The organism is Azospirillum ramasamyi (assembly GCF_003233655.1).
In the GTDB taxonomy this organism is placed as follows: Bacteria; Pseudomonadota; Alphaproteobacteria; order Azospirillales; family Azospirillaceae; genus Azospirillum; species Azospirillum ramasamyi.
This window is the reverse complement of record NZ_CP029832.1, coordinates 97189-118466: the sequence shown is the minus strand read 5'-3', so window position 1 is coordinate 118466 and position 21278 is coordinate 97189. Positions and strand designations below refer to the sequence as shown.

Annotated in this window: 18 protein-coding genes; 16 read left to right on the top strand and 2 right to left on the bottom strand. The window is 68.9% G+C overall.

Features of this window, described 5'->3' with window-relative positions:
- The first annotated feature begins 347 nt into the window (after nt 1-347).
- The 4 genes from DM194_RS19945 (at nt 348) to DM194_RS19930 (ending at nt 5187) form a co-directional block, all read left to right on the top strand.
- Entirely contained in the window at nt 348-2645 is a 2298-nt protein-coding gene (locus DM194_RS19945; protein ID WP_111069326.1) for a TonB-dependent receptor, read from the top strand.
- A 90-nt stretch (nt 2646-2735) separates the two neighbouring features.
- Nucleotides 2736-3422, top strand: a complete 687-nt coding sequence (locus tag DM194_RS19940) for a Fe2+-dependent dioxygenase (RefSeq protein ID WP_111069325.1) — start codon at nt 2736-2738, stop codon at nt 3420-3422.
- A gap of 23 nt (nt 3423-3445) precedes the next feature.
- Nucleotides 3446-4108, top strand: a complete 663-nt coding sequence (locus tag DM194_RS19935; RefSeq protein ID WP_246024526.1) for a tetratricopeptide repeat protein — start codon at nt 3446-3448, stop codon at nt 4106-4108.
- Nucleotides 4105-5187, top strand: a complete 1083-nt coding sequence (locus DM194_RS19930) for an alpha-hydroxy acid oxidase (protein WP_111069323.1) — start codon at nt 4105-4107, stop codon at nt 5185-5187. Before DM194_RS19935 ends, DM194_RS19930 begins: the two co-directional genes overlap by 4 nt.
- A gap of 7 nt (nt 5188-5194) precedes the next feature.
- Here the strand turns inward: DM194_RS19930 and DM194_RS19925 are convergent, their stop codons facing one another.
- A complete protein-coding gene (locus DM194_RS19925; protein WP_111069322.1) occupies nt 5195-6802 on the bottom strand; it encodes a class I adenylate-forming enzyme family protein in 1608 nt (535 codons plus the stop codon).
- A gap of 248 nt (nt 6803-7050) precedes the next feature.
- On the opposite strand from DM194_RS19925, the gene DM194_RS19920 reads away from it, so the two are divergent.
- Nucleotides 7051-8667: an alpha/beta hydrolase gene (locus DM194_RS19920; RefSeq protein WP_111069321.1), complete on the top strand. Its 1617-nt coding sequence runs from the start codon at nt 7051-7053 to the stop codon at nt 8665-8667.
- Between the two features lie 38 nt (nt 8668-8705).
- Here DM194_RS19920 and DM194_RS19915 read toward each other — a convergent pair whose 3' ends face one another.
- A complete protein-coding gene (locus tag DM194_RS19915) occupies nt 8706-9554 on the bottom strand; it encodes an IclR family transcriptional regulator (RefSeq protein WP_111069320.1) in 849 nt (282 codons plus the stop codon).
- Nucleotides 9555-9924: 370 nt separating this feature from the next.
- Here DM194_RS19915 and DM194_RS19910 point away from each other — a divergent pair, with 370 nt between their 5' ends.
- From DM194_RS19910 to DM194_RS19860, 11 genes are all read left to right on the top strand, one after another.
- The gene (locus tag DM194_RS19910) at nt 9925-10821 is read left to right on the top strand and encodes an MBL fold metallo-hydrolase (protein ID WP_111069319.1); all 897 of its coding nucleotides are present in this window, start codon (nt 9925-9927) and stop codon (nt 10819-10821) included.
- A gap of 49 nt (nt 10822-10870) precedes the next feature.
- Nucleotides 10871-12460, top strand: coding sequence for an FAD-binding oxidoreductase (locus tag DM194_RS19905; protein WP_111069318.1), 1590 nt, complete (start codon nt 10871-10873; stop codon nt 12458-12460).
- A gap of 26 nt (nt 12461-12486) precedes the next feature.
- A complete protein-coding gene (locus DM194_RS19900; RefSeq protein ID WP_111069317.1) occupies nt 12487-13743 on the top strand; it encodes a 3-isopropylmalate dehydratase large subunit in 1257 nt (418 codons plus the stop codon).
- An 8-nt stretch (nt 13744-13751) separates the two neighbouring features.
- A complete protein-coding gene (locus tag DM194_RS19895) occupies nt 13752-14315 on the top strand; it encodes a 3-isopropylmalate dehydratase small subunit (RefSeq protein WP_246024525.1) in 564 nt (187 codons plus the stop codon).
- Nucleotides 14299-15159, top strand: a complete 861-nt coding sequence (locus DM194_RS19890) for an isocitrate lyase/PEP mutase family protein (protein WP_246024524.1) — start codon at nt 14299-14301, stop codon at nt 15157-15159. Before DM194_RS19895 ends, DM194_RS19890 begins: the two co-directional genes overlap by 17 nt.
- Before the next feature lie 75 nt (nt 15160-15234).
- Complete coding sequence (locus tag DM194_RS19885; RefSeq protein ID WP_111069314.1) at nt 15235-16380, top strand: ABC transporter substrate-binding protein; 1146 nt, start codon at nt 15235-15237, stop codon at nt 16378-16380.
- Between the two features lie 83 nt (nt 16381-16463).
- Nucleotides 16464-17342, top strand: a complete 879-nt coding sequence (locus DM194_RS19880; protein ID WP_111069313.1) for a branched-chain amino acid ABC transporter permease — start codon at nt 16464-16466, stop codon at nt 17340-17342.
- Entirely contained in the window at nt 17339-18343 is a 1005-nt protein-coding gene (locus DM194_RS19875) for a branched-chain amino acid ABC transporter permease (RefSeq protein ID WP_111069312.1), read from the top strand. The genes DM194_RS19880 and DM194_RS19875 overlap by 4 nt, the downstream gene beginning before the upstream one ends.
- Entirely contained in the window at nt 18340-19125 is a 786-nt protein-coding gene (locus DM194_RS19870; RefSeq protein ID WP_111069311.1) for an ABC transporter ATP-binding protein, read from the top strand. Before DM194_RS19875 ends, DM194_RS19870 begins: the two co-directional genes overlap by 4 nt.
- The gene (locus DM194_RS19865) at nt 19118-19825 is read left to right on the top strand and encodes an ABC transporter ATP-binding protein (protein WP_111069310.1); all 708 of its coding nucleotides are present in this window, start codon (nt 19118-19120) and stop codon (nt 19823-19825) included. Before DM194_RS19870 ends, DM194_RS19865 begins: the two co-directional genes overlap by 8 nt.
- 4 nt (nt 19826-19829) lie before the next feature.
- A complete protein-coding gene (locus DM194_RS19860) occupies nt 19830-21263 on the top strand; it encodes an FAD-binding oxidoreductase (protein WP_111069309.1) in 1434 nt (477 codons plus the stop codon).
- Nucleotides 21264-21278 lie beyond the last annotated feature (15 nt).

Sequence of the window (21278 nt, the reverse complement as noted above, 5' to 3'; positions counted from 1 at the left end):
CGGATGCAAATCATTCTTATTAACTCCGTGACTTTTCTGCAACATGGCCGGTTTCGACGCCGATTCACCTCGGGCAGGGACAGCCCAAGGACAGTTGGGCGTCTCTTCTAATCCACTGATATAAAATCGAAAATGGCTATTTCTCCGATGCCGGGCCACGGCGGGAGCCGACCGGCTGACTACGCTCGTATGTCGCAGAAAAGGTCGCTCTCACCCGCTTTGATGGTATGTCGATTTTGCAATTTAGAATGATTCTGAATTTCGTCTGTTGTAGGAGGGAGCTATCCCATTGGTAGAAGGCGGTCCAACGATCGTCCAAACACCTTGGCGCATTTCGGGAGAGCTTGATGCGACAGACCACGTCCCCCCACGGACTGAGACCCCTTCTGGCCGGTGCGGCCGCCACGGCCAGCCTGGCCATGACCTTCGCCATTCCGGCGACGGCCGATGCGCAGACGGCCGGCACGGGAACGGGCGCTCCGGGGACCGGTGCGACGCCGCAGCGCTCCTCGACCGACGCGCTCCAGCTCGATTCGATCAAGGTCGACGCGGTTGCCCCGGAAACCGGCAACGTCAACGCCGCCCCCACCGGCGTGTCCCGCCTGCCGGAAACGGTCAAGGACACGCCCCGCGTCGTCAACGTCGTGCCGCAGGAGATCATCGAGCAGCAGCGCGCCACCTCGCTGGAGCAGACGCTGCGCAACGTGCCGGGCATCACCATCTCGTCCGGTGAAGGCAACGGCGGCCAGACCGGCGACCAGTTCCGCATCCGCGGCCTGACCGCTCGCGGCGACATCTACACCGACGGCCTGAAGGACTTCGGCGTCTACAGCCACGACGTCTTCAACACCGAGACGGTCCAGGTCTTCAAGGGTCCGTCGGGCAACGGCTTCGGCGTCGGCAACTCCGGCGGCGTGATCAACCAGGGCACCAAGAAGGCGTCGCTGCAGCCGAAGATCCAGATCGACCAGTCGATCGGCACCGGCCCGCTGTACCGCACCACGGTGGACATCAACCAGCCGCTCAGCGACACCGCGGCGCTGCGGGTGAACGGCCTCTACCACACCCAGAACGTCGCCGACCGCGACGAGGTGGAAGCCGACCGCCGCGGCATCGCCGCCGACCTCGGCCTGGGCCTCGGCACGCCGACCACCTGGCACCTGAACTACGCCTATCTGAAGGGCGAGAAGACGCCCGACCTGGGCCAGCCGATGGTGCAGGGCCGCGACGGCATCTTCCGTCCGGCGGGTGAATTCGGCCTGGACCGGAAAACCTCCTATGTCCGCAACCTCGACCGCGACGACACGTCGAACCACATCCTCACCTCGAGCTTCGTGCATGAGGTGAACAAGGCGCTGGCGGTCTACAACGACTCCCGCTTCAGCCATTACCAGCGCAATTTCGCCTCCACCACCCCGGCGGCGCTGACCGGCGCCCCCGCCAACCAGTTCCTTGCCGGCGGCAACCCGCTGATCGGCTACGGCGCCGGCGGCGGCATGGCCTTCAAGCAGCAGGGCTTCGGCGTCCAGAACGTCACCGGTGCGAAGGTGAACGGCGAGCTGTTCGGCCTGCGCCACGCGTTCAACGGCGGCCTCGACGTCAGCTACCAGCGCGACAACCGCGAATCCGGCAGCTGGGTCAACCGCACCAACACCCAGACCATCCGCAACCCGTCGCACAGCTATGGCGCCAACACCGCCATCCTCTACCCGGCGACCGGCGGGCGCGAAGCCAGCGTGACCAACGCCGGCCTGTTCGTCACCGACCGCGTGTGGGTGTCCGACCAGCTGTCGCTCCAGGGCGGCCTGCGCTGGGATTACTTCCGCACCACCTTCAGCGCGGCCGATCCGGCGATCGCCGACGGCTCGGCATCCGAGCGCACCTGGAGCCCGTCGGTCAGCCTGATCTATGAACCGACCCCGGATTCGTCGATCTACGCCTCCTACTCGCGCTCCTACAAGCCGATCGGCACCGACATCGCGGCGGCCGTCACCAACGGTACGGCGGAAACGCCGAACAGCGCCCGTGACTTCGAGCCGGAAAAGACCGACCTCTACGAGATCGGCGGCAAGGCCGACTTCCTGAACGGCCGCCTGGGCGTCAGCGGCGCCCTCTTCCAGGCCGAGAAGGCGAACACCTACTCGGTCGATCCGGCCACCGGCACCATCACCGACGGCTTCTCCGAAGCCGGTCTCGGCATCCGCGTCCGCGGCTTCGAGGCCAGCATCAGCGGCAAGGTGACGGAGAACTGGAGCATCTACACCAACTACGCCTACCTGAACGGCAAGGTGACGGATTCCCGCACCAACCCGGCGCTGGTCGGCAATGTCGCTCCCAACGTGCCGAAGCACAACGCCAACCTGTGGACGACCTACCAGTTCGAGGCCGGCGTCCCCGGCAGGTTCACCATCGGCGGCGGAGTCCAGTACGCCTCCGAATACTGGTCGGACAGCGCCAACACGGCCCGCATGCCCGATACCTTCACCGCCGACGCGATGCTGTCCTACGAGTTCCGCAACGTCTCGGTGGCGCTGAACGGCTATAACCTGACCGATCATCGCAACTACACCTCGGCCTTCAACGCCGCCCGCGCGGTCCCGGCCTCCGGCCGCACCGTCATGCTGACGACGGGGCTGACGTTCTGATCCACCGCGGTCGCCTTTAGGAAGGCCCCTCTCCCCTTGCGGGAGAGGGGCCTTCGAGGCGGACCGGCAAATCGTACGAGGGAATACGCCTTGCTCCTGCAGATCCCCGACATCCTCACCGCAGACGAGGTCGCGCAGTGCCGGGCGGTGCTGGACTCATCGCCCTGGGTCGACGGGCGCGTCACCGCCGGCGACCAGGCCGCCCGCGCCAAGCACAACCTGCAGATCCCCGAGGAAAGCGAGACCGCGCGGGAACTCGGCGTGGTCATCCTGCGCGCGCTCGCCCGCAGCCCGGCCTTCAATTCCGCCGCCCTGCCGCTGCGGGTCCTGCCGCCGATGTTCAACCGCTACGACCGGGCGATGACCTACGGCAACCACGTCGACAACAGCATCCGCGCCATCCCCGGCACCGGCGGCATGCGCATGCGGGCCGACGTTTCGACCACCATCTTCCTCAGCGATCCCGAGGATTACGACGGCGGCGAACTGATCGTCGAGGACACCTACGGCACCAGAGCGGTCAAGCTGCCGGCCGGCCACGCCGTGGTCTATCCGTCCAGCAGCCTGCATCAGGTCAGCCCGGTGACGCGCGGCTCCCGCTGGGCCTCCTTCTTCTTCACCCAGTCGATGGTCCGCGACGACGGGCTGCGCGCCATGCTCTACGACCTCGACATGGCGATCATCGAACTGCGGCAGGAACTGGGCGACGGCCACCACGCCGTCCTGTCGCTGGTCAACCACTATCACAACCTGCTGCGCCGCTGGGCGGAGGTGTGATGACGGAGCCCGTGCGGAGCCCCATGCCGGGGTTGACTGTCGCCGACACCCTGCTGGCGCTCGGCCAGTCCTGCCTCGACCGCGGCGAAGGCGAACAGGCCTATGGCTGGTTCCGCAGCGCCGCGCGCGGCGGCGACGCGCGTGCCCTCAACATGCTGGGCCGCTGCCTTGAGCATGGCTGGGGCGTTCCCGCCGATCCGTTCCAGGCCGCGGCCCATTACCGCAAGGCCGCCGAACTCGGCGACGGCTGGGCGCTGTTCAATCTGGCGGACCTTTATTGCCGCGGCGTCGGCGTGCCCGCCGATGACGAGGCCGCCTACCGCCTCTACGCCGCCTCCGCCGCCAAGGGAAACGCCAAGGCGCTGAACATGCTGGGCCTGTTCCACGAGAGCGGCCGCGCGGTGCCCGCCGACGATGCCGCCGCCCGCGCCCTGTTCAAGGCGGCGGCGGAGAGCGGCGACTGCTGGGGCCGCTTCAACCATGCCCGCATGCTGCTGCTCGCCGGACAGAGCGACGAGGCGCTGCGCTGGTTCGGCCTTGCGCTCGACAGCGGTTTCCCCGATTTCTACCGCAGCATGGCCGCCGCGCTGGCGCCGCACCCCGACCCGCGGATCCAGGCGCTGGCCGCCCGGGCCGCCGCGCTCGCCGAACCGGCCCCGGCGCAGGAAGCGAAAGCCCATCGATGAGCGTTCCGCCCGACACAGTTTCGCTGTTCGATTATGAACGCCATTTCAACCACCGCGTCGATCCGGCCACCCGCGCCTATATCGGCGGCGCCGGGGCGGACGGCATCACCCAGCGCGCCAACCGCGAGGCCTTCGACCGCCTGCGCCTGATGCCGCGCGTGCTGCGCGACCTGTCCAACGCCACCGCCCGATCGCAGCTGTTCGGCGAGACGCTCGATCACCCGATCATCCTGGCGCCGATGGCCTATCACAAGCTGGTCCATCCCGACGGCGAACTGGCGACGGTGGAGGCCGCCGGCCTTACCCGCAGCTGGATGACCGTCAGCACCCAGGCCAGCGTGCGCCTGGACGAGATCGCCGCGCGGGCGACCTCCCCCCTGTGGTTCCAACTCTACACCCAGCCCCGGCGCGAGGACACGCTGACCCTGGTGCGGCGGGCCGAGGATGCCGGGTGCCGGGCGCTGGTGCTGACGGTGGATGCGCCGGTCAACGGCATGCGCAACATGGAGCAGCGCGCCGGCTTCCGTCTGCCGCCCACCATCGCCCCGGTCAATCTCGCCGGCCTCGCTCCCGACGGCTTCAGGCCGGCCCGACCCGGCAGCCCGGTGTTCCAGGGCATGCTCCACGCCGCCCCGACCTGGGAGACGGTGGCGTGGCTGTGCGCGGAAGCCGCCCTGCCCGTCCTGCTCAAGGGCATCCTCAACCCTGACGATGTGGAACCCGCCATCGCGGCGGGAGCCGGCGGCATCATCGTCTCCAACCATGGCGGCCGGACGCTGGACACCCTACCCGCCACCATCGACGCGCTGCCGGCGGTCGCCGCCAGGACCGCCCGCCGCCTGCCGGTGCTGATGGACGGCGGCATCCGCCGCGGCACCGACATCCTGAAGGCGCTGGCCCTCGGCGCCGATGCCGTGCTGGTCGGCCAGCCGGTGCTGCACGCGCTGGCCGTCGGCGGGCTGGCCGGCGTCGCCCATATGCTGACGCTTCTCCAGACCGAGCTGGAGGTCGCCATGGCGCTGACCGGCCGCGCGACCCTGGCCGAGATCGACCGTTCGGTGATCTACCCGTCCGGCTGAGCCGGGCTCACGCGGCGGAGACCTGATCGCGCAGCACGCGCTTCGTCACCTTGCCATTGGCGTTGCGCGGCAGCGCGTCGCCCAGCAGGGTCACGTAATCGGGCACCTTGTAGTCGGCGAGGTTGGCTCGGCAGAAGTCGCGCACCTCCTCCTCGGTCAGCCCGCCGGATTTGGAGATGACGAAGACGTGGATCTTCTCGCCCAGCACGGGATCGGGATGGGCGACCACCGCCGCCTCCACCACGTCGGCATGGCGGACCAGCAGGTTTTCGACCTCCACACTATAGATCTTGTGGCCGCCGCGGTTGATGACGTCGTTCTTGCGGTCATAGAGCCGCAGATAGCCCTGCGCATCCAGCGCCCCGATGTCGCCCGACCGCCAATAGCCGTCGACGAAGCTGTCGCGGGTGGCGTCCTCGCGGTTCCAATAGCCGCGGATGGTCATCGGCCCGCGGATCCACACCTCCCCGCTCACCCCCGGCGGGCATTCACGCCCCTGTTCGTCGATGATCCGCAGGTCGCCGCAGGGCACGCGCAGGCCGACCGAATCCAGGCAGGCGCGGGTGTGGCCGATGGGGACCACGCTGATGATGGTGGCGCATTCGGTGGAGCCGTAGGCGTTCAGCAGATGAAGATCCGGCAGCCGCTCCGCCATCGCCTCCACCGTCGCTTCGGGCATCGGCGCACCGCCGAAGCCGCCGATCCGCCAGGACGACAGGTCGTAGCGGCTGAAATCGGCGCGCAGCAGGCAGAGATTGTACATCGCCGGCACCAGCACCGTCGTGGTCATCCGCTCCCGGCTCGCCAGATCGAGGAAGCCGGCGACGTCGAAGGCGGGCATCATCACCGTGCAGCCGGCGACCCGGATCATCGACATCACCACGGCGACCAGCCCGGTGACATGCGAGGCCGGCACAGCCAGCACCGCCCTCTCCCCCTCGCGATAGTCCCAGCATTCCTCGAAATGCATGGCGGAGTGGATGATGTTCACATGCGCCAGCAGCGCGCCCTTCGGCTTCCCCGTTGTGCCGGAGGTGTAGAGGATGACGGCGGTGTCCTCCTCCCCCTGCTCCGCCGCCGGGCTCGGGCGGGAGACGTCGGTCTCCAGCAGTTCCTCGAACGGTTGGCAGCCCTCCACCGCGCCGCCGGCCGACAGCCGCAGGGTCAGTGACGGCACCTCCCCGGCAATCGGCATGCGGTCGGCGAGCGCGGCGTCGTGGACGAGGATGGAGGCGCCGCAATCGTTCAGGATGCCGGCGATGCCCGGCCGCTGTTCGCGCGCGCTGATCGGCACCGCGACGATGCCGGCGCGCGCCGCCGCCAGCAGCGCGATCAGGAACTCCGCCCGGTTGCTCAGCACCAGGGCCATGCGCTCGCCCGGCCGCGCGCCCCGCGCCGCCAGCCCGGCAACGGCGCGCGTCACCAATCCGTCAAGCTGGGCATAGCTGTAGCGCCGTCCGCCATCCACCAGAGCCTCGCCATCGGGCCGGCGGGACACGGCGTCGCGGAACATGGCGTCGATGGTCGCCGGACGCTCGCTGTAGCATGGTACGAGACGCGTGCCGAAAAGCAGCTCGCGCCGTTTGGGAACGCCCGTTCCTTCCGGCCAGGCCATGCCGTTCCTCCCTGACAATTTCGTTGGATTCCAAGAACGGGCCGGCGCCCCAGCCGCGGAGTTCCGCGCTTGAACCGGCGCCGCCCTTGTCGATCTACGTTCGACTATGTCATTCTATGAACTGAGTGTCAAACAGCGGCACAGTCCGTAGCGGCAACAATATGGCCGCGACCGGCACAGCGGCACTCGGCACCCCCTTCGTACAAAGAAATGCAGGCATTCACCGCCTGCCGACCGGGAGGACATCCATGTCGACACCCCATTACGTGACCATCGGACAGGGCCAGTTGCGCGTGTGGCGCAGCGGGTCCGGCCCCGACCTGCTGGTGCTGCCCGGCCTGATCGCCGCCGCCTCCACCCGCGCCGACCAGCTGGCCCGCGCCCTGCCCGGCTGGACCGTCACCGCGCTCGATCTTCCGGGAACCGGCGGGTCGGGCGGGGTGTGGGCCGACGACATCGCCGGCTTGGCCCGCATCATCGCGGAGGCCGCAAGCACGCTCGGCCTTCCTCCCTGCCCGCTGCTCGCCTTCGACCTTGCGGCGCCGCTGGCCGTCGCGCTGCGGGACAGCGGACCGAATTGGCAACCCGACGCCATCCTGCTCGCCGATTCGACGGTCGCGGAAGGCTGGGCGGAGCGCGGCTTGACCCCCGCCCCGCTGGCGCCGCGCGACGACGGCACCCATCTGGCCGTGCTGTGGGCGCATCTGCGCGATGCCCATGTGCTGGAGCCGCGCGACGCCCGGCATCCGGCCGCACGGGGCGCGCCCCTGCCCGACGCCGCCGCGTTGGACGCGATGCTGCGCACCGCCGCGGCGGCCCCGCACCGTTATGAGGCGCTGTGGAGCCTGTGCCTCGACGCCATGCCGCGACTTCCCGGCCAATCCGGCATCCTCCGCTTCGAGGATTTGCAAGAAGCTGCGGGCGTCCTATCGGTCATGGCGTCCGGCCGGTCCGATGCCCGAGCGTTGCCGCCGACGCAACCGTTCGCCGATCCGCTGCGGGTCTGGCACGACTATGCCGACACGCCGCAGGGCCGCGTCCATCTGCGCCGGGCCGGTCGCGGCCGGCCCCTGCTGGCGCTGCAATCGGCCCCCGGCTCCTCCAAGCCGCTGCTGCCGCTGCTGCACGGACTGGCGCCGGGATGGGAGATCATCGCCCCCGACTATCTCGGCAACGGCGAATCCGACAAGCCCGACCGCAGTGTCGATATCGGCATGCTGGCCGAGGATGCGCTGGCCGTCGCCGATGCGCTCGGCCTCGACCGCTTCGACCTGTGGGGCACCCACACGGGCGCGCTGGTGGCGCTGGAACTGACGGTCCGCCACCCCGACCGCGTCGGCCGCGCGGTGCTGGAGGCGCCGGTGCTGATCCCGCCCGACTTCAGCGCCGACATCCTGACCCACTATTTCCCGCCGCTGGTGGCCGACCGCTGGGGCCTGCATCTGCTCCAGGCCTGGAACATGCGGCGCGACATGTTCCTGTTCTGGCCGTGGTACAGGCAGGAGCGTGCCGCCGCCCGCGCCATCGGCGTTCCCGACGCGGCGGTGCTGCATGACTGGACCATGGGCCTGCTGGCGAGCGGCGCCCATTACGACCGCTCCTACCGCGCCGCCTTCCACTACGACACCCGCGCCCGCCTGCCGCGCCTGACCCGGCCGGCGCTGATCTGCGCCGGACCCGCCGACATGCTGGTGGAAGGGCTGGCGGAGGCGGAGCGGCTGGCCCCGGCCGGAACGGAGGTCACGCCGACCCCGGCCACCGTCTGGTATCCCGGCCAGGCCCCCGCCGCCGTGGAGGCGACGATCGCCCGCTATGCCGCCTTCCTGGGCGGGGATACCGCCGCCGATTCGCACCGCATGTCATAGAGCGACACAGCGAGCGCCCTACGCCAGCGGCCCCGCCATCATCCCCCGAGCACCGATTGGGCGCGCGCGGCCCGGTGCAGGGGCGGGGCCGACAGCGAATTGAGATTGGACGAGATCTCCCGCACCGCGCCGCGCATGTCGTCCAGGAAATTGGGCTGACCGTTGCGGATGATGTGGGGGGTCAGGCCGGTCAGGCTGACCGCCGCGATCAGCCGGCCGTCCGGGTCGAACAACGGCATGGCGATGGCCGCCAGCCCTTCGATCACATCGTCGACCGCCATCGACCAGCCGCGCTCCCGCACCTCCTCCAGCTCCTTCGCCAATTGGTGGGGATCGGTGGTGGTGTGGGGGGTGAGGCGGGTGGTCCCGCGCGCCAGCACGCGCTCCACCTCCGCCTCCGGCAGATAGGCCAGCATCACGCGCGGCGCGGCGCCGCAATTCATCGGCAGCTGCCCGCCGACGATCCACCAGCGCACCTCCACCGACCGGTCGCTGTGGAACTGGTCCAGGCACACGGCGGATCCGTCATGGTAGACCGACAGGAACACCGTGCTCCCCGTGGTTTTCGCCAGCCGCGACAGGATGGTGGAGGCGATCTGGCGCAGGTCGCGGCGTTCCGGCACCGCCCCCGCCAGCTTCAGGATCTCCAGCCCCAGGCTGTATTTCTGGCTCTGCGCGTCGAAGGCGGCGAAGCCGTCCTGCACCAGCGTCAGCAGGATGCGACGCGCCGTTCCCTTGTCGAGCTTCGCGGCACTCGCGACCTCCGTGAGGGTCAGCGTCGGCCCTTCCTGATAAAAGCTGCGCAGCACGGCGAGAGCGCGCGACACGGCGCGAACGCTAAGACCGTTCTTTTCCGCGCCTTGGTTGTCGTCCTGTTCGGTGTCCATACGTTTAAGCCCCTTATGGATATCGCGTGCCCCGGTGCCAGGAGAATACCCCGGTATTCGGCACAGCCGGTGGATGGCGTCGCGGTCGCGCTGATCCCGCTCCAGGTGCAGTGCGCCGGTAGAATTGAAGGCGCCTGCGCGGTTGCGCAACCCCTTTCCACAATACCCGACGCAGGCCGCCATCCGTGTCAAACCATGACACCATTTTTGCCTGTTGACACTGAGAAGGGCAAATGGTTTCATTCCCCAACAAACAGAACAAGCGCGCCGCCATCGCTCCGGCAGATGGTTGGCGCCCCATGCACCGGCCCGCCGCGGTCTCCCGGCTTCTTGAGACACGGCCGCCGGCACCCTGCACGAGGGGAGGACAATGCAAACCATCGCCCTGGGTGCGTTCACGGTCACGCGGATCGAGGAAATGCTGACGCCGGGTTTCGACCCCGGCTTCCTGTTTCCCGCCTATGACGAGGCGATCCTGACCCGGAACCCCGATCTGGCCGAGCCGAACTTCCTCGATCCGGCGTCGCGGCGCCTGATGTCGAGCATGCACAGCTGGCTGATCCGCACCGACCGCCATGTGATCCTGGTCGACACCGGCTGCGGCAACCACAAGGAACGCCACACGCCGGGCTTCGAGCGCTTCCACATGCTGGACAAGCCCTATCTGCGCCATCTCGCCGACGCCGGCGTGCGGCCGGAGGACGTGACGCTGGTCATCAACACCCACCTGCACATCGACCATGTCGGCTGGAACACCCGGCTGGTCGACGGGCGCTGGGTGCCGACCTTCCCGAACGCCCGCTACATCTACGGCGCGCAGGAGTTCAAGCACTGGCGCAGCCCCGAAGGCGGTCTGGTCGGCATGCCCGGCAACGGCCCGGTGATGGAGGACAGCGTCATGCCGGTGTGGGAAGCCGGTCAGGTCGATCTGATCGAGGACGGCGACCGCATCCTCGACGGCCTGTCGGTGGAACTGGCGCCCGGCCACACGGCGGGGCAGATGTTCGTCCGGCTGGAGTCCGGCCGTCACGCCGCCTACTTCACCGGCGACTGCCTGCACCAGCCGATGCAGGTGTGCCGTCCCGACTGGAACAGCCGCTTCTGCGAGGACCAGGCGCAGGCGGTGGCGACGCGCCGCCGGCTGCTGGACCACGCCGCCGACCGCAACGCCCTGGTGTTCCCCGCCCATTTCGGCGCTCCCCACACCGGATACGTGCGCCGCTCCGGCGAGGATTTCCGGTTCGAGCCGCTGAAGGACGCCGCCTGACCGGCTCCGCCTTACCAACGCCGCCCGACCTTACCCATAGGGACATTCCATGAGCATCGCCGCCCTCGAAGGCACGGCCACCCTGCTTGACGCCCTGCGCGCCGCCCTCGGCGCCGACGGCCTGCTGGATGACGAGAAGAGCCGCAACTTCTACGCCAACGACGTGTTCTGGCAGCCGGGCATTCCGCCGCTCGCCATCGCCCTGCCGCGCGACCGCGATCAGGTCGCCGCCACGATCCGCGCCGCCCATGACGCCGGCGTGGCGGTGGTGCCGCGCGGCGGCGGCATGTCCTACACCAAGGGCTACCTGCCGAAGCGGCCGGATTCGGTCGTCATCGACAGCCGCCGGCTGAACCGCATCCTCGATCTCGACACCGACAGCCTCTACGTCACGGTGGAGACCGGCTGCACCTGGGCCGCGCTGAACGAGGCGCTGGAGGGCACCGGGCTGCGCACCGGTTATTGGGGGCCGCTGTCGGGCATCAACGCCACCATCGGCGGCGCCCTGTCGCAGAACAGCGCCTTCTTCGGCTCCGCCCTGCACGGCACCGTGGCGGAAAGCGTGCTGGGCGTCACCGTGGTGCTGGCCGACGGGCGCGTCGTCACCACCGGATCGGGCGGGCGCGTCGGAACCAAGCCCTTCACGCGGTCGGGCGGCCCCGACCTGACCGGCCTGTTCCTGGGCGACAACGGCGCCATGGGCTTCAAGGTGGCGGCGACGCTGCGGCTCCACCGCCGGCCGGAACACAGCGATTTCCTGTCCTTCGGCTTCACCACCATGCAGGCGATGGCCGCCGCCCAGGTGGAGATGGCGCGGGCGCGCTGCGTGTCGGAAGGCTTCGGCATCGACCGCACCAAGGTCGAGCATTCGGCCAGCGTCAACAAGCTGTCGGACGGGCTGAAGACGCTGGGCAACGTGGCGAAGGCCGGCAAGTCTCTGTTCCAGGGCGCCAAGGAGGCGTTGAGCGTCGCCACCGCCGGCACCGCCTTCCTCAAGGACCACAATTTCACCCTCCATCTGGTTGTCGAGGGGCGCAGCGAGACGCAGCTGCGCGAAGCCATGCAGACGGTGCGCGAGATCGGCGCCCGCCACGGCAAGGAGATCGAGAACAGCGTGCCGAAGGTCATGCGCTCCAAGCCCTTCGGCCCGGTGCGCGGCATGCTGGGGCGCGAGGGCCAGCGCTGGGTGCCGATCCACGCCATCTTCCCGCTGGGCGACGCCGACAAGGTGGTCGCCGCCAACGACGCCTTCTTCGCGGAGAAGCGCGGCTTCATGGAAAAGCACGGCATCATCTATTCGGTGATGACCATGACGGTCGGCAACGACTTCTTCCTGGAGCCGGCCTTCTACTGGAACGACGAGATCACGCCGCTGCACGCCGCCAGCCTGGGCGACGAGGTGGTGAAGCCCTGGCGCGACCGCCCGGCCAACCCGGAGGCGCGCAACGCGGTGGCGGAACTGCGCCGCGCGACGCAGGAGCTGTATTGCAGCCTGGGCGGCGTCAGCTGGCAGGTCGCCCGCGACTATCCGTTCCGCGAGATCATGACCCCCGAAACCTGGTCGCTGCTGGAAGGCGTCAAGCGCGCCGTCGATCCGCAGGGGCTGATGAATCCCGGCTCCCTCGGCCTCGACGGCTGACGGGCGGGAGCGGAGACATCCACGCCATGGGCTACACCATCACCGAGAAGATCCTGGCGCGAGCGGCGGGGCTGCCCGCGGTGCGCGCCGGACAGGACATCAAGGCGAAGCCGGACTTCGTGCTGGCCTACGACTTCCCCGGCTACACCGACGTCTATTTCAAGACGATGAAGGAGGATTTCGGCATCGAGCGGGTGGCCGAGCCGGAACGCTTCGGCATCTTCATCGACCACATGGTGCCGACCGCCACCGCCAAGGAGGAAGAGCTTCACATCAACACGCGCAACTGGTGCGCGGAGAACGGTGTGCCGCTGTTCGAACGGCACGGCATCGGCCATCAGGTGGCGGCGGAGGTCGGCTATGCGACGCCGGGCGCCTTCGTCGTCCATTTCGACGGCCATGTCAGCCAGCTCGGAACCTTCGGCACGCTCGCCATCGGGCTGCGCCGCAACGTGATGGAAGCCTTCGTCAGCGACACCGTGTCGATCCGCGTGCCGGACACCGTGCGGGTGAACCTCCGCGGGTCGTTGCGGCCCGGCGTGATGGCGCGCGACGTCTTCCATCATCTGGTGCGCCGCCTGGGGCCGAGCTCCTGCCGTTTCCAGGTGCTGGAGCTGGGCGGGCCGTCGGTGGCGGCGATGTCGACGGAGGGGCTGCAGACCATCACCGGCCTCGCCATGTTCACCGGCGCGCTGACCGCCATCGTCAACCCCGATCCGGTGCGGCTCGACTACGCCCTGCCGCGCGCCCGCAAAAAGCTGGAGCCGGTGTCGAGCGACCCGGACGCGCGGTATTCCGCCGTCCACGACATCGACCTGTCGGATCTGGAGCCGATCGTCGTCGTCCCGCCGACCCCGGCCGACACCCGCGACCTGACGGAGTTCCTGGGGCTGGAGATCAATGCCGGCTATCTCGGATCCTGCGCCTCGGGACGGCTGGAGGATCTGCGGGCCGCGGCCAAGGTTCTGGAGGGCCGCCGGGTCAAGACCGGCGTGTCCCTGCACATCGTGCCGACCAGCCAGGAGCTGATGGCGGCGGCGGCGCGCGAGGGGCTGGTGTCCACGCTGGTGGAGGCCGGGGCCTTCGTCTCCTCGCCCAGCTGCGACTACTGCTTCGGCCGCATCGCGACGATGACGGCGGGCCAGCGCGCGGTGTCCACCGGCACGCTGAACGTCCGCGGCCGGATGGGCAGCCCGGATTCGGAAATCTACCTGTGCAACGCCGCGGTGGTCGCCGCCTCCGCCATCGAAGGCCGGATCGCCGATCCGCGCCCGTATCTGTGAGGCCGAGGATGAGCGAAACCGCACTCCCCATGCCGGCGATGAAGGGCCGCGTCGCCTTCATCTTCGACGAGGTGAATTTCGACGTCGACCAGATCGTCGGGGTCAAGAACATCAAGATCACCGACGTGGCCGAACTGGCGCAGCTCGCCATGCAGAGCTACGACCCGGACTTCGCCAAATCGGTGCGGCCGGGCGACCTGCTGATCGGCGCGGACAATTTCGGCTACGGCCACCCGCACTACCCGCCGATGAAGGCGATGCGCCATCTCGGCATCGCCGGGGTGATCGCGGAGTCCTTCTCGCCCGGCTACTGGCGCGGCGAGGTCAGCATGGGGTTCCCGCAGGTGAGCTGCCCCGGGATCCTCGGCTTCGTCCGGCGCTGGGACGAGATCGAGGTGGATTGGGCGGCGGGCGTGGTCCGCAATCACACGCAGGGCACCGAAATTCCCTATGAGCCGCTGCCGCAGGCGGATGCCGAGATGATCGGGGCCGGCGGCCTCGTCCCCTTCCTGAAGCGGCAGGCGGCCCAGCAACGCGAACAGAAGGACCATGCCAATGTCTCGGGGCTCTGAGTTCCGCAACCGCGTCCTGGCGCAGAAGACCGTCTGGTCGGCCGGCGCCTATGACGCCCTGTCCGCCCGCTTCATCGAGGCGGCCGGCTTCGACGCGCTGATGACCTCGGGCTTCGGCGTCTCCGCTTCCTTCCTCGGCCAGCCGGATGCCGAGCTCTACACCATGTCGGAAAACCTGACGGTGGTCCGCAATGTGGTGTCGGCGGTCAAGGTGCCGGTCATCGCCGACATCGACACCGGATACGGCAACGCCATCAACGTGATGCGCACGATCCGCGAGTTCGAGGCGTCGGGCGTCTCCGCCGTCATCATGGAGGATCAGGTGGCGCCCAAGCGTTGCCCGATCTGCGTCGGCGGGGTCGAGGTGATCCCGATGGACGAGGGCGTCGCCAAGATCCAGGCGGCGGTCGAGGCCCGGCGCGATCCCAACATGCTGATCATCGCCCGCACCGACGTGACCGATCCCGCCGCGGCGATGGAACGCGGGCGCGCCTATGTCGCGGCCGGCGCCGACATGATCCAGCCGATCAGCAAGTGCTTCCAAAACATCGACGGTCTGCGCGCCATGCGCGAAGCGGTCGGCGTGCCGCTGTCGCTGCAGCTGCTCGGCTGGCTGGAAACGCTGTCGGCGGACGAGGTGGAGGAAGTGGCCGGCATGGCGACCTACGCGCTGGTGCCGCTGATGACCGTCGCCTCGGCGCTGAAGGAGAATCTGGCGGCGCTGGCGGAACGCCGCTCCACCCGCGGCCTGCCGCGCCCGGTCACCGACCACAACAGCTTCATCGACTTCATCGGCTTCCCGGAGATCGAGGAGCTGCAGAAACGCTACCTGAAGACAGCCTGACGATCCTTTGCCGGCGAGCACCACCCGCCGGATGCAATGGCCAATCAAAAGACGACCAATCAACGGAGGAACCCCATGTTCGGTAGGCGCACTCTCCTTGCCGCCGCGGCGGCCCTGGCCCTGGCCATTCCCGTCGCCGGCACCGGCTCTCCGGCGCAGGCGCAGCAGCCCCCGCTCCGCATCGCCCTGATCGGCCCGATGAGCGGCACCGGCGCCTTCGAGGGCCAGCTCGGCCTTGAAGGCGCGCAGGCCATGGCCGCGGTCATCAACGCCAACGGCGGCATCGCCGGCGGCCGCAAGCTGGAACTGCTGACCTACGACGACAAGGGCTCCCCCGAGGACGGCGTCAGCGCCGCCAAGCGGGCGATGGAGCAGGACAACGTCGACATGATCGTCGGCGGCTGGTTCAGCGCCGTCGCCCTGTCGATGAAGGAAGTGACGCGCGACAAGATCATCACCGTGATGACCAGCTCCCAGCATCCGAAGGTGACGGAAGAGGGGCACAAGTACCTGTTCCGCCTCAACGCCACCTCGGCCATGATGTCGGAGTTCTATTCCAAGGCGATCTGCGAGCGCATCAAGCCCAAGTCCATCGCCTTCATAAACGTCAACGACGACTGGGGCCGCCTGGAGCTTGAGAACTACACCAAGCTGCTGACCGGCTGCGGCATCGAGGTGAAGGGGCACGAGTTCTACAACCGCACCGACACGGACTTCACCACCGCGCTGACCAAGCTGAAGTCGCTGAACGCCGACGCGATCTATGTCGCGGCGATCAACACCTCGCAGGGCGCGACCATCTACCGGCAGATCAAGCAGACCGGCTACCGCGGCAAGGTCATCGCATCCGCCGGCAACATGAACCCGAAGCTGGTGGAGCTGTCCGGCAACTCGCTGGAGCAGGTCTATTCGGCCTCGCCCTTCACCGAGGACGGCAGCGCCCCGTCGCTGAAGCCGTGGCTGGAGCAGTACCGCAAGTCCTACAAGAACGAGCCGTCCTTCATCGCCGCGCTCGGCGCCCAGGCGGTCCAGGCCATAGCCTTCGGCGTCGAGGCCGCCGGCGGCGACCCGCGCGCCTACGACAAGATCGCGGCGGCCCTGAAGTCGCAGGAAGTCCCGACCGTGATGGGCGATTTGCGCTTCTCCGACAAGGGGCAGGCGAACCAGGCGATCCATCTGGTGCAGATCCAGAAGAAGCAGATCGTCAGCGTCCGGGACTGAACGGCGGATAGCGAAAAGCCCTCTCCCGGGGCGGGAGAGGGCCATCGCTCCGGCAAGCCCCCCGACAGGAAGGTTCGACCCTCATGGATTTCACCGTCTTCGCCCAGCAGATCGCGAACGGCCTGGTCAACGGGATGGCCTATGTGCTCATCGCCACCGGGCTGACGCTGGTCTTCGGGGTGCTGCGCATCGTGAATTTCGCCCATGGCGAGTTCTACATGCTCGGCGCCTACATCACCTACTTCATCGGCACCCTGCTCGGGCTCGACTACATCGCGGCTGCGGCCATCGCGGCCATCGTGGTGGCGGGGCTCGGCATCGCCGCCAACAAGCTGATCTTCTGGCCGCTGCGCCGCGACCATGAGTTCACCATCCTGCTGTCCAGCCTCGGCCTCGCCCTGCTGATCGCCAACGGCGGCGAGCTGCTGTTCGGGGCCGATCCGAAATATATCGAAAGCCCCTTCGCCGACGAGGTGCTGGACATCGGCACGGTGACGCTGACCGAGCAGCGCGTGCTGGTCTTCGCCGCCGCGGTGGTGGCGCTGGTCGCGGTCTACCTGTTCATCCGCTATTCGCGCTTCGGCAAGATGATGCGGGCGACGGCGCAGAACCCCAACGGTGCGGCGCTGACCGGGATCAACATCAAGCTGGTCCACGCCTACACCTTCGCCCTGGCCTGCGGGCTGGCGGCGCTGTCGGGCGCCCTGGTCGGCCCCACCGTGATGATCTTCCCGACCATCGGCAACTGGGCGGTGCTGAAGGGCTTCATCGTCGTCATCATGGGCGGCCTGGGCAGCGTCACCGGCGCCCTGTTCGCCGGCCTGCTGCTGGGCGTCATCGAATCGCTGGGCGGCGGCTACATCTCCCTCGGCTTCATGGAGGCGATCGGCTACGCGATGATCATCGCGGTCCTGCTGTGGCGCCCCAACGGCCTGTTCAGCACGGCAAGGGGTCTGCGATGAACATCAACTCCAACGGCCAGACCCTGGCGATCGCGGCCGGCCTGGCGGCGCTGGCCGTCCTGCCCTTCCTGTCCGGCAACGCCTATCTGGAACATCTGCTGGTGCTGTGGATGCTGTACGCGCTGCTGGCGCTCAGCCTCAACATCGTCATCGGCTATCTCGGCGAACTCACCTTCGGCCATGCCGCCTTCGTCGGCGTCGGCGCCTACACCTCCGCCATCCTCTCCACCCAGTTCGGCCTGCCTCCGCTGCTGGGGCTGCCGCTGGCGGCGCTGGTGGCGGCGTCGTTCGGGCTGGTGATCGGCTATGCCGCCCTGCGGGTGGTCGGGCCGCAATTCGCCATCCTGACGCTGGGCTTCGGCGCCATCCTGTTCACCATCACCAACCATTGGGTGGATCTGACGCGCGGCCCGATGGGCATCACCGACATTCCGCCGATGGCGATCGGCCCGCTTACCTTCACCGCCGCGCGCGAGACCTATTATCTGGTGCTGGCGCTGGTGCTGGCGACGGCCTGGCTCTGCCACGCGCTGGTCACCAGCCGCACCGGCCGCGCCTTCCTCGCGGTGCGGGAGAACGCGCCGCTCGCCGCCTCGCTCGGCATCAACGTCTTCCACACCAAGCTGCTGGGCTTCGTCGCCGCCACCGCCATCGCCGGCATCGGCGGCGCCATCTACGCCCACTACATCCGCGTCATCACCCCCGACATCATGGGCGTCCACAATGTGGCCGCGCTGATCATCGTCGTCATCATCGGCGGGCGCGGCACCATCCTGGGGCCGATCCTGGGGGCGCTGGTCTATATCGGCCTCCTGGAATCGCTGCGCGTCGCCGGCCCGCTGCGCATGGTCATCTTCGCGGCCCTGCTCACCGGCACCGTCGTGTTCCTGCCGGGCGGTCTGGTCAGCCTGTGGCAGCGCTGGCGCACGTCCCGCAAGCCGGAGGCCATCCAGCCGGCCGCCGCCACCAGTTATCCCAGCGCCGAGGGAGGCGCCAAATGAACCCCGCCGGTCAAGAAATCCTCTCCGTCAGCAACCTGACCCGCATCTTCGGCGGACTGACCGCGGTGCGCGACGTCACCATGTCGGTGCAGGCCGGCGAGGTGGTCGGGCTGATCGGGCCGAACGGCGCCGGGAAGACGACGCTGTTCAACATGCTGGGCGGCTCGCTGCCGCCGTCGTCGGGAAGCGTCCGCTTCGACGGCACCGACTGCACCGGCGCGCCGTCTCATGTCATGGGCCAGCGCGGCGTGTCGCGCACCTTCCAGATCACCAGCCTGTTTCCCAGCCTGACCGCGCTCGACAATGTGCGCAGCGCCGCCTACCGCACCACGCGGGCCGGCTGGGGCGCCGCCATCCTGCGCAGCGCCGCCTACCGCCGGGAAGAGGAGGAGCTGCGGCGCAAGGCGCTGGAGATCCTGGCCTTCTGCGATCTCGACCACCGCGCCGACACGCTGGCCGACGCCATGTCCTACGGCGAGCAGCGCCGTCTGGAGATCGCCATCGCGCTGGCCGCCGAACCGCGCCTGCTGCTGCTGGACGAGCCCGCCGCCGGCATGAACCCGGAGGAGGGCCAGCGGCTGGTCGAGATGATCCGCCGCATCCGCGCCCGCGGCGTCACCGTGCTGCTGGTGGAGCACCACATGCGCGTGGTCGCCAGCGTCTGCGACCGGCTGGTGGTGCTGGACCATGGGGTGAAGATCGCCGAGGGGCCGCCGGCGCAGGTGCTGAACGACCCCGAGGTGATCCGCGTGTATCTGGGACGGGAGCCGGTCGATGCTTAAGGTCGAAGGTCTGAAGGTCAGCTACGGCCACCGCGAGGCGGTCCACAACGTCTCCCTGACCGTGGAGGAAGGGGAGCTGGTCACGCTGGTCGGCTCCAACGGCGCCGGCAAGACGACGACGCTGAAGGCGATCTCGTCCCTGCTGCGGCCGAGCGGCGGAACCATCACCTTCGACGGAGAGCGCATCGACCGCATGGCGCCGCATCAGGTGATCGAACGCGGGCTGGTCCATGTGCCGGAAGGCCGCCAGCTCTTCCCCGACATGACGGTGCTGGAGCATCTGGAACTCGGCGCCCTGCGCGGCCGGCCCGGCAGCATGGGCTTCGCCGAGCGGCTGCGCTGGGTCTACGACCTGTTCCCCATCCTGGCCGAACGCCGCACCCAGCGCGCCGGCACCATGAGCGGCGGGCAGCAGCAGCTCGTCGCCTTCGGGCGCGGCCTGATGGCCAACCCGAAATGCCTGATGCTGGACGAGCCGACGCTGGGGCTGGCGCCGATCATCGTCGACACGCTGGCCGACACCATCAAGAGCCTGCACAAATCCGGCATCACCGTCCTGCTGGTGGAACAGCGGGTCGATCTGGCCCTGCGGCTGGCCGACCGCGCCTATGTGCTGGAAACCGGACGGGTGGTGATGGAGGATTCGGCGCAGACCCTGCTGGCCGATCCGCGCATCAAGACCGCCTATCTGGGGCTGTAGGGGCATGGCGGGCAGTGAGGTCCTCGACCGGGCGCGCGCCATCGTCGGGCCGTCCCATGTGCTGTCGGAGCCGGCGGACACCGCGCCCTTCCTGGCGGATTGGCGCGGCCGCTACCGGGGGGAGGCGCTGGGCGTCGTCCGCCCGGCCGATGCGGCGCAGGTGGCCGCGCTCGTCCGGCTCTGCGCGGAGACCGGCACGCCGCTGATTCCCCAGGGCGGCAACACCGGCGTGGTCGGCGGCGCCATTCCCGACGCGTCGGGCCGCAGCCTCGTGCTCTGCCTGTCGCGGCTGAACCGCATCCGCGCGGTCGATCCCATCGGCGACAGCCTGACGGTGGAGGCCGGCTGCACGCTGGCCGCCGTGCAGGCCGCCGCCGAAGAGGCCGGCCGGCTGTTCCCGATGAGCCTGGGCAGCGAGGGCAGCTGCCAGATCGGCGGCACCATCGCCACCAATGCCGGCGGCACCGCCGTCCTGCGCTACGGCCCGATGCGCGACCTCGTGCTCGGGCTGGAGGTGGTGCTGCCCGACGGCACCCTGCTGAACGGCCTGCGGGCGCTGCGCAAGGACAACACCGGCTATGCCCTGAAGCATCTGTTCATCGGCGCGGAAGGGACGCTGGGCATCGTCACCGCGGCGACGCTGAAACTGTTCCCGCGTCCGCGCAGCACCGCCACCGCCTTCCTCGCCCTGCCATCGCTGGAGGCCGCGCTGCGGGTGTTCGCCCGGCTGCGCGGGGCGTTGGGCGACCGGGTGACCACCGCGGAAATCCTGTCGGACTCGCAGCTCGCCGCCGTGCTCGCCCATGTGCCGGGCACCGTCCGTCCGCTCGCCGCCGCCATGCCCTGGTATCTGCTGGCCGAAGTGACCGACCCGATGGCCGGGCTGGACCTCGCCGCCGCGCTGGAGGATCTGCTGGCCGAAGGGCTGGAGGACGGCAGCGTCGCCGACGCGACCGTCGCCCGCAGCCATGCCCAGGCGGAAGCCCTGTGGAAGCTGCGCCACAGCGTATCGGAGGCCAACCGCAAGAGCGGCATCGTCATCGGCCACGACACGGCGGTGCCGGTCGCCCGCATCCCCGATTTCGTCGCCCGCGCCACCGCCGCCGTCGAGGCGCTGCGCCCGGATGCCCGCGTGGTGGCGGTCGGTCATATCGGCGACGGCAACATCCATCTGGTCGTCATCCTGCCGGACAGCGCGAGGACGGAAAGCCAACCGTTGGAAGCCACCGCCCATGCGGTCAGCGCCGCCGTCCACCGCGTCGCAATCGACCTAGACGGCACCATCAGCGCCGAGCACGGCATCGGCCAGAGCGTGCGCGATGCCCTGGCCGCCTACAAGGGTCCGGCGGAAATGGCGTTGATGCGCGGCATCAAGCGGCTGTTCGACCCGCAGGGGATCATGAATCCGGGCAAGGTCGTCCTTACCGGCGAGCCGTGATCAGGATGGCAACGA

Coding starts and splice junctions, on each gene's coding strand:
- DM194_RS19945 (WP_111069326.1), top strand. CDS start 348: ATGCGACAGACCACGTCCCCCCACGGACTGAGACCCCTTCTGGCCGGT.
- DM194_RS19935 (WP_246024526.1), top strand. CDS start 3,446: ATGCCGGGGTTGACTGTCGCCGACACCCTGCTGGCGCTCGGCCAGTCC.
- DM194_RS19930 (WP_111069323.1), top strand. CDS start 4,105: ATGAGCGTTCCGCCCGACACAGTTTCGCTGTTCGATTATGAACGCCAT.
- DM194_RS19925 (WP_111069322.1), bottom strand. CDS start 6,802: ATGGCCTGGCCGGAAGGAACGGGCGTTCCCAAACGGCGCGAGCTGCTT.
- DM194_RS19920 (WP_111069321.1), top strand. CDS start 7,051: ATGTCGACACCCCATTACGTGACCATCGGACAGGGCCAGTTGCGCGTG.
- DM194_RS19915 (WP_111069320.1), bottom strand. CDS start 9,554: ATGGACACCGAACAGGACGACAACCAAGGCGCGGAAAAGAACGGTCTT.
- DM194_RS19910 (WP_111069319.1), top strand. CDS start 9,925: ATGCAAACCATCGCCCTGGGTGCGTTCACGGTCACGCGGATCGAGGAA.
- DM194_RS19905 (WP_111069318.1), top strand. CDS start 10,871: ATGAGCATCGCCGCCCTCGAAGGCACGGCCACCCTGCTTGACGCCCTG.
- DM194_RS19900 (WP_111069317.1), top strand. CDS start 12,487: ATGGGCTACACCATCACCGAGAAGATCCTGGCGCGAGCGGCGGGGCTG.
- DM194_RS19895 (WP_246024525.1), top strand. CDS start 13,752: ATGAGCGAAACCGCACTCCCCATGCCGGCGATGAAGGGCCGCGTCGCC.
- DM194_RS19890 (WP_246024524.1), top strand. CDS start 14,299: ATGTCTCGGGGCTCTGAGTTCCGCAACCGCGTCCTGGCGCAGAAGACC.
- DM194_RS19885 (WP_111069314.1), top strand. CDS start 15,235: ATGTTCGGTAGGCGCACTCTCCTTGCCGCCGCGGCGGCCCTGGCCCTG.
- DM194_RS19880 (WP_111069313.1), top strand. CDS start 16,464: ATGGATTTCACCGTCTTCGCCCAGCAGATCGCGAACGGCCTGGTCAAC.
- DM194_RS19875 (WP_111069312.1), top strand. CDS start 17,339: ATGAACATCAACTCCAACGGCCAGACCCTGGCGATCGCGGCCGGCCTG.
- DM194_RS19870 (WP_111069311.1), top strand. CDS start 18,340: ATGAACCCCGCCGGTCAAGAAATCCTCTCCGTCAGCAACCTGACCCGC.
- DM194_RS19865 (WP_111069310.1), top strand. CDS start 19,118: ATGCTTAAGGTCGAAGGTCTGAAGGTCAGCTACGGCCACCGCGAGGCG.
- DM194_RS19860 (WP_111069309.1), top strand. CDS start 19,830: ATGGCGGGCAGTGAGGTCCTCGACCGGGCGCGCGCCATCGTCGGGCCG.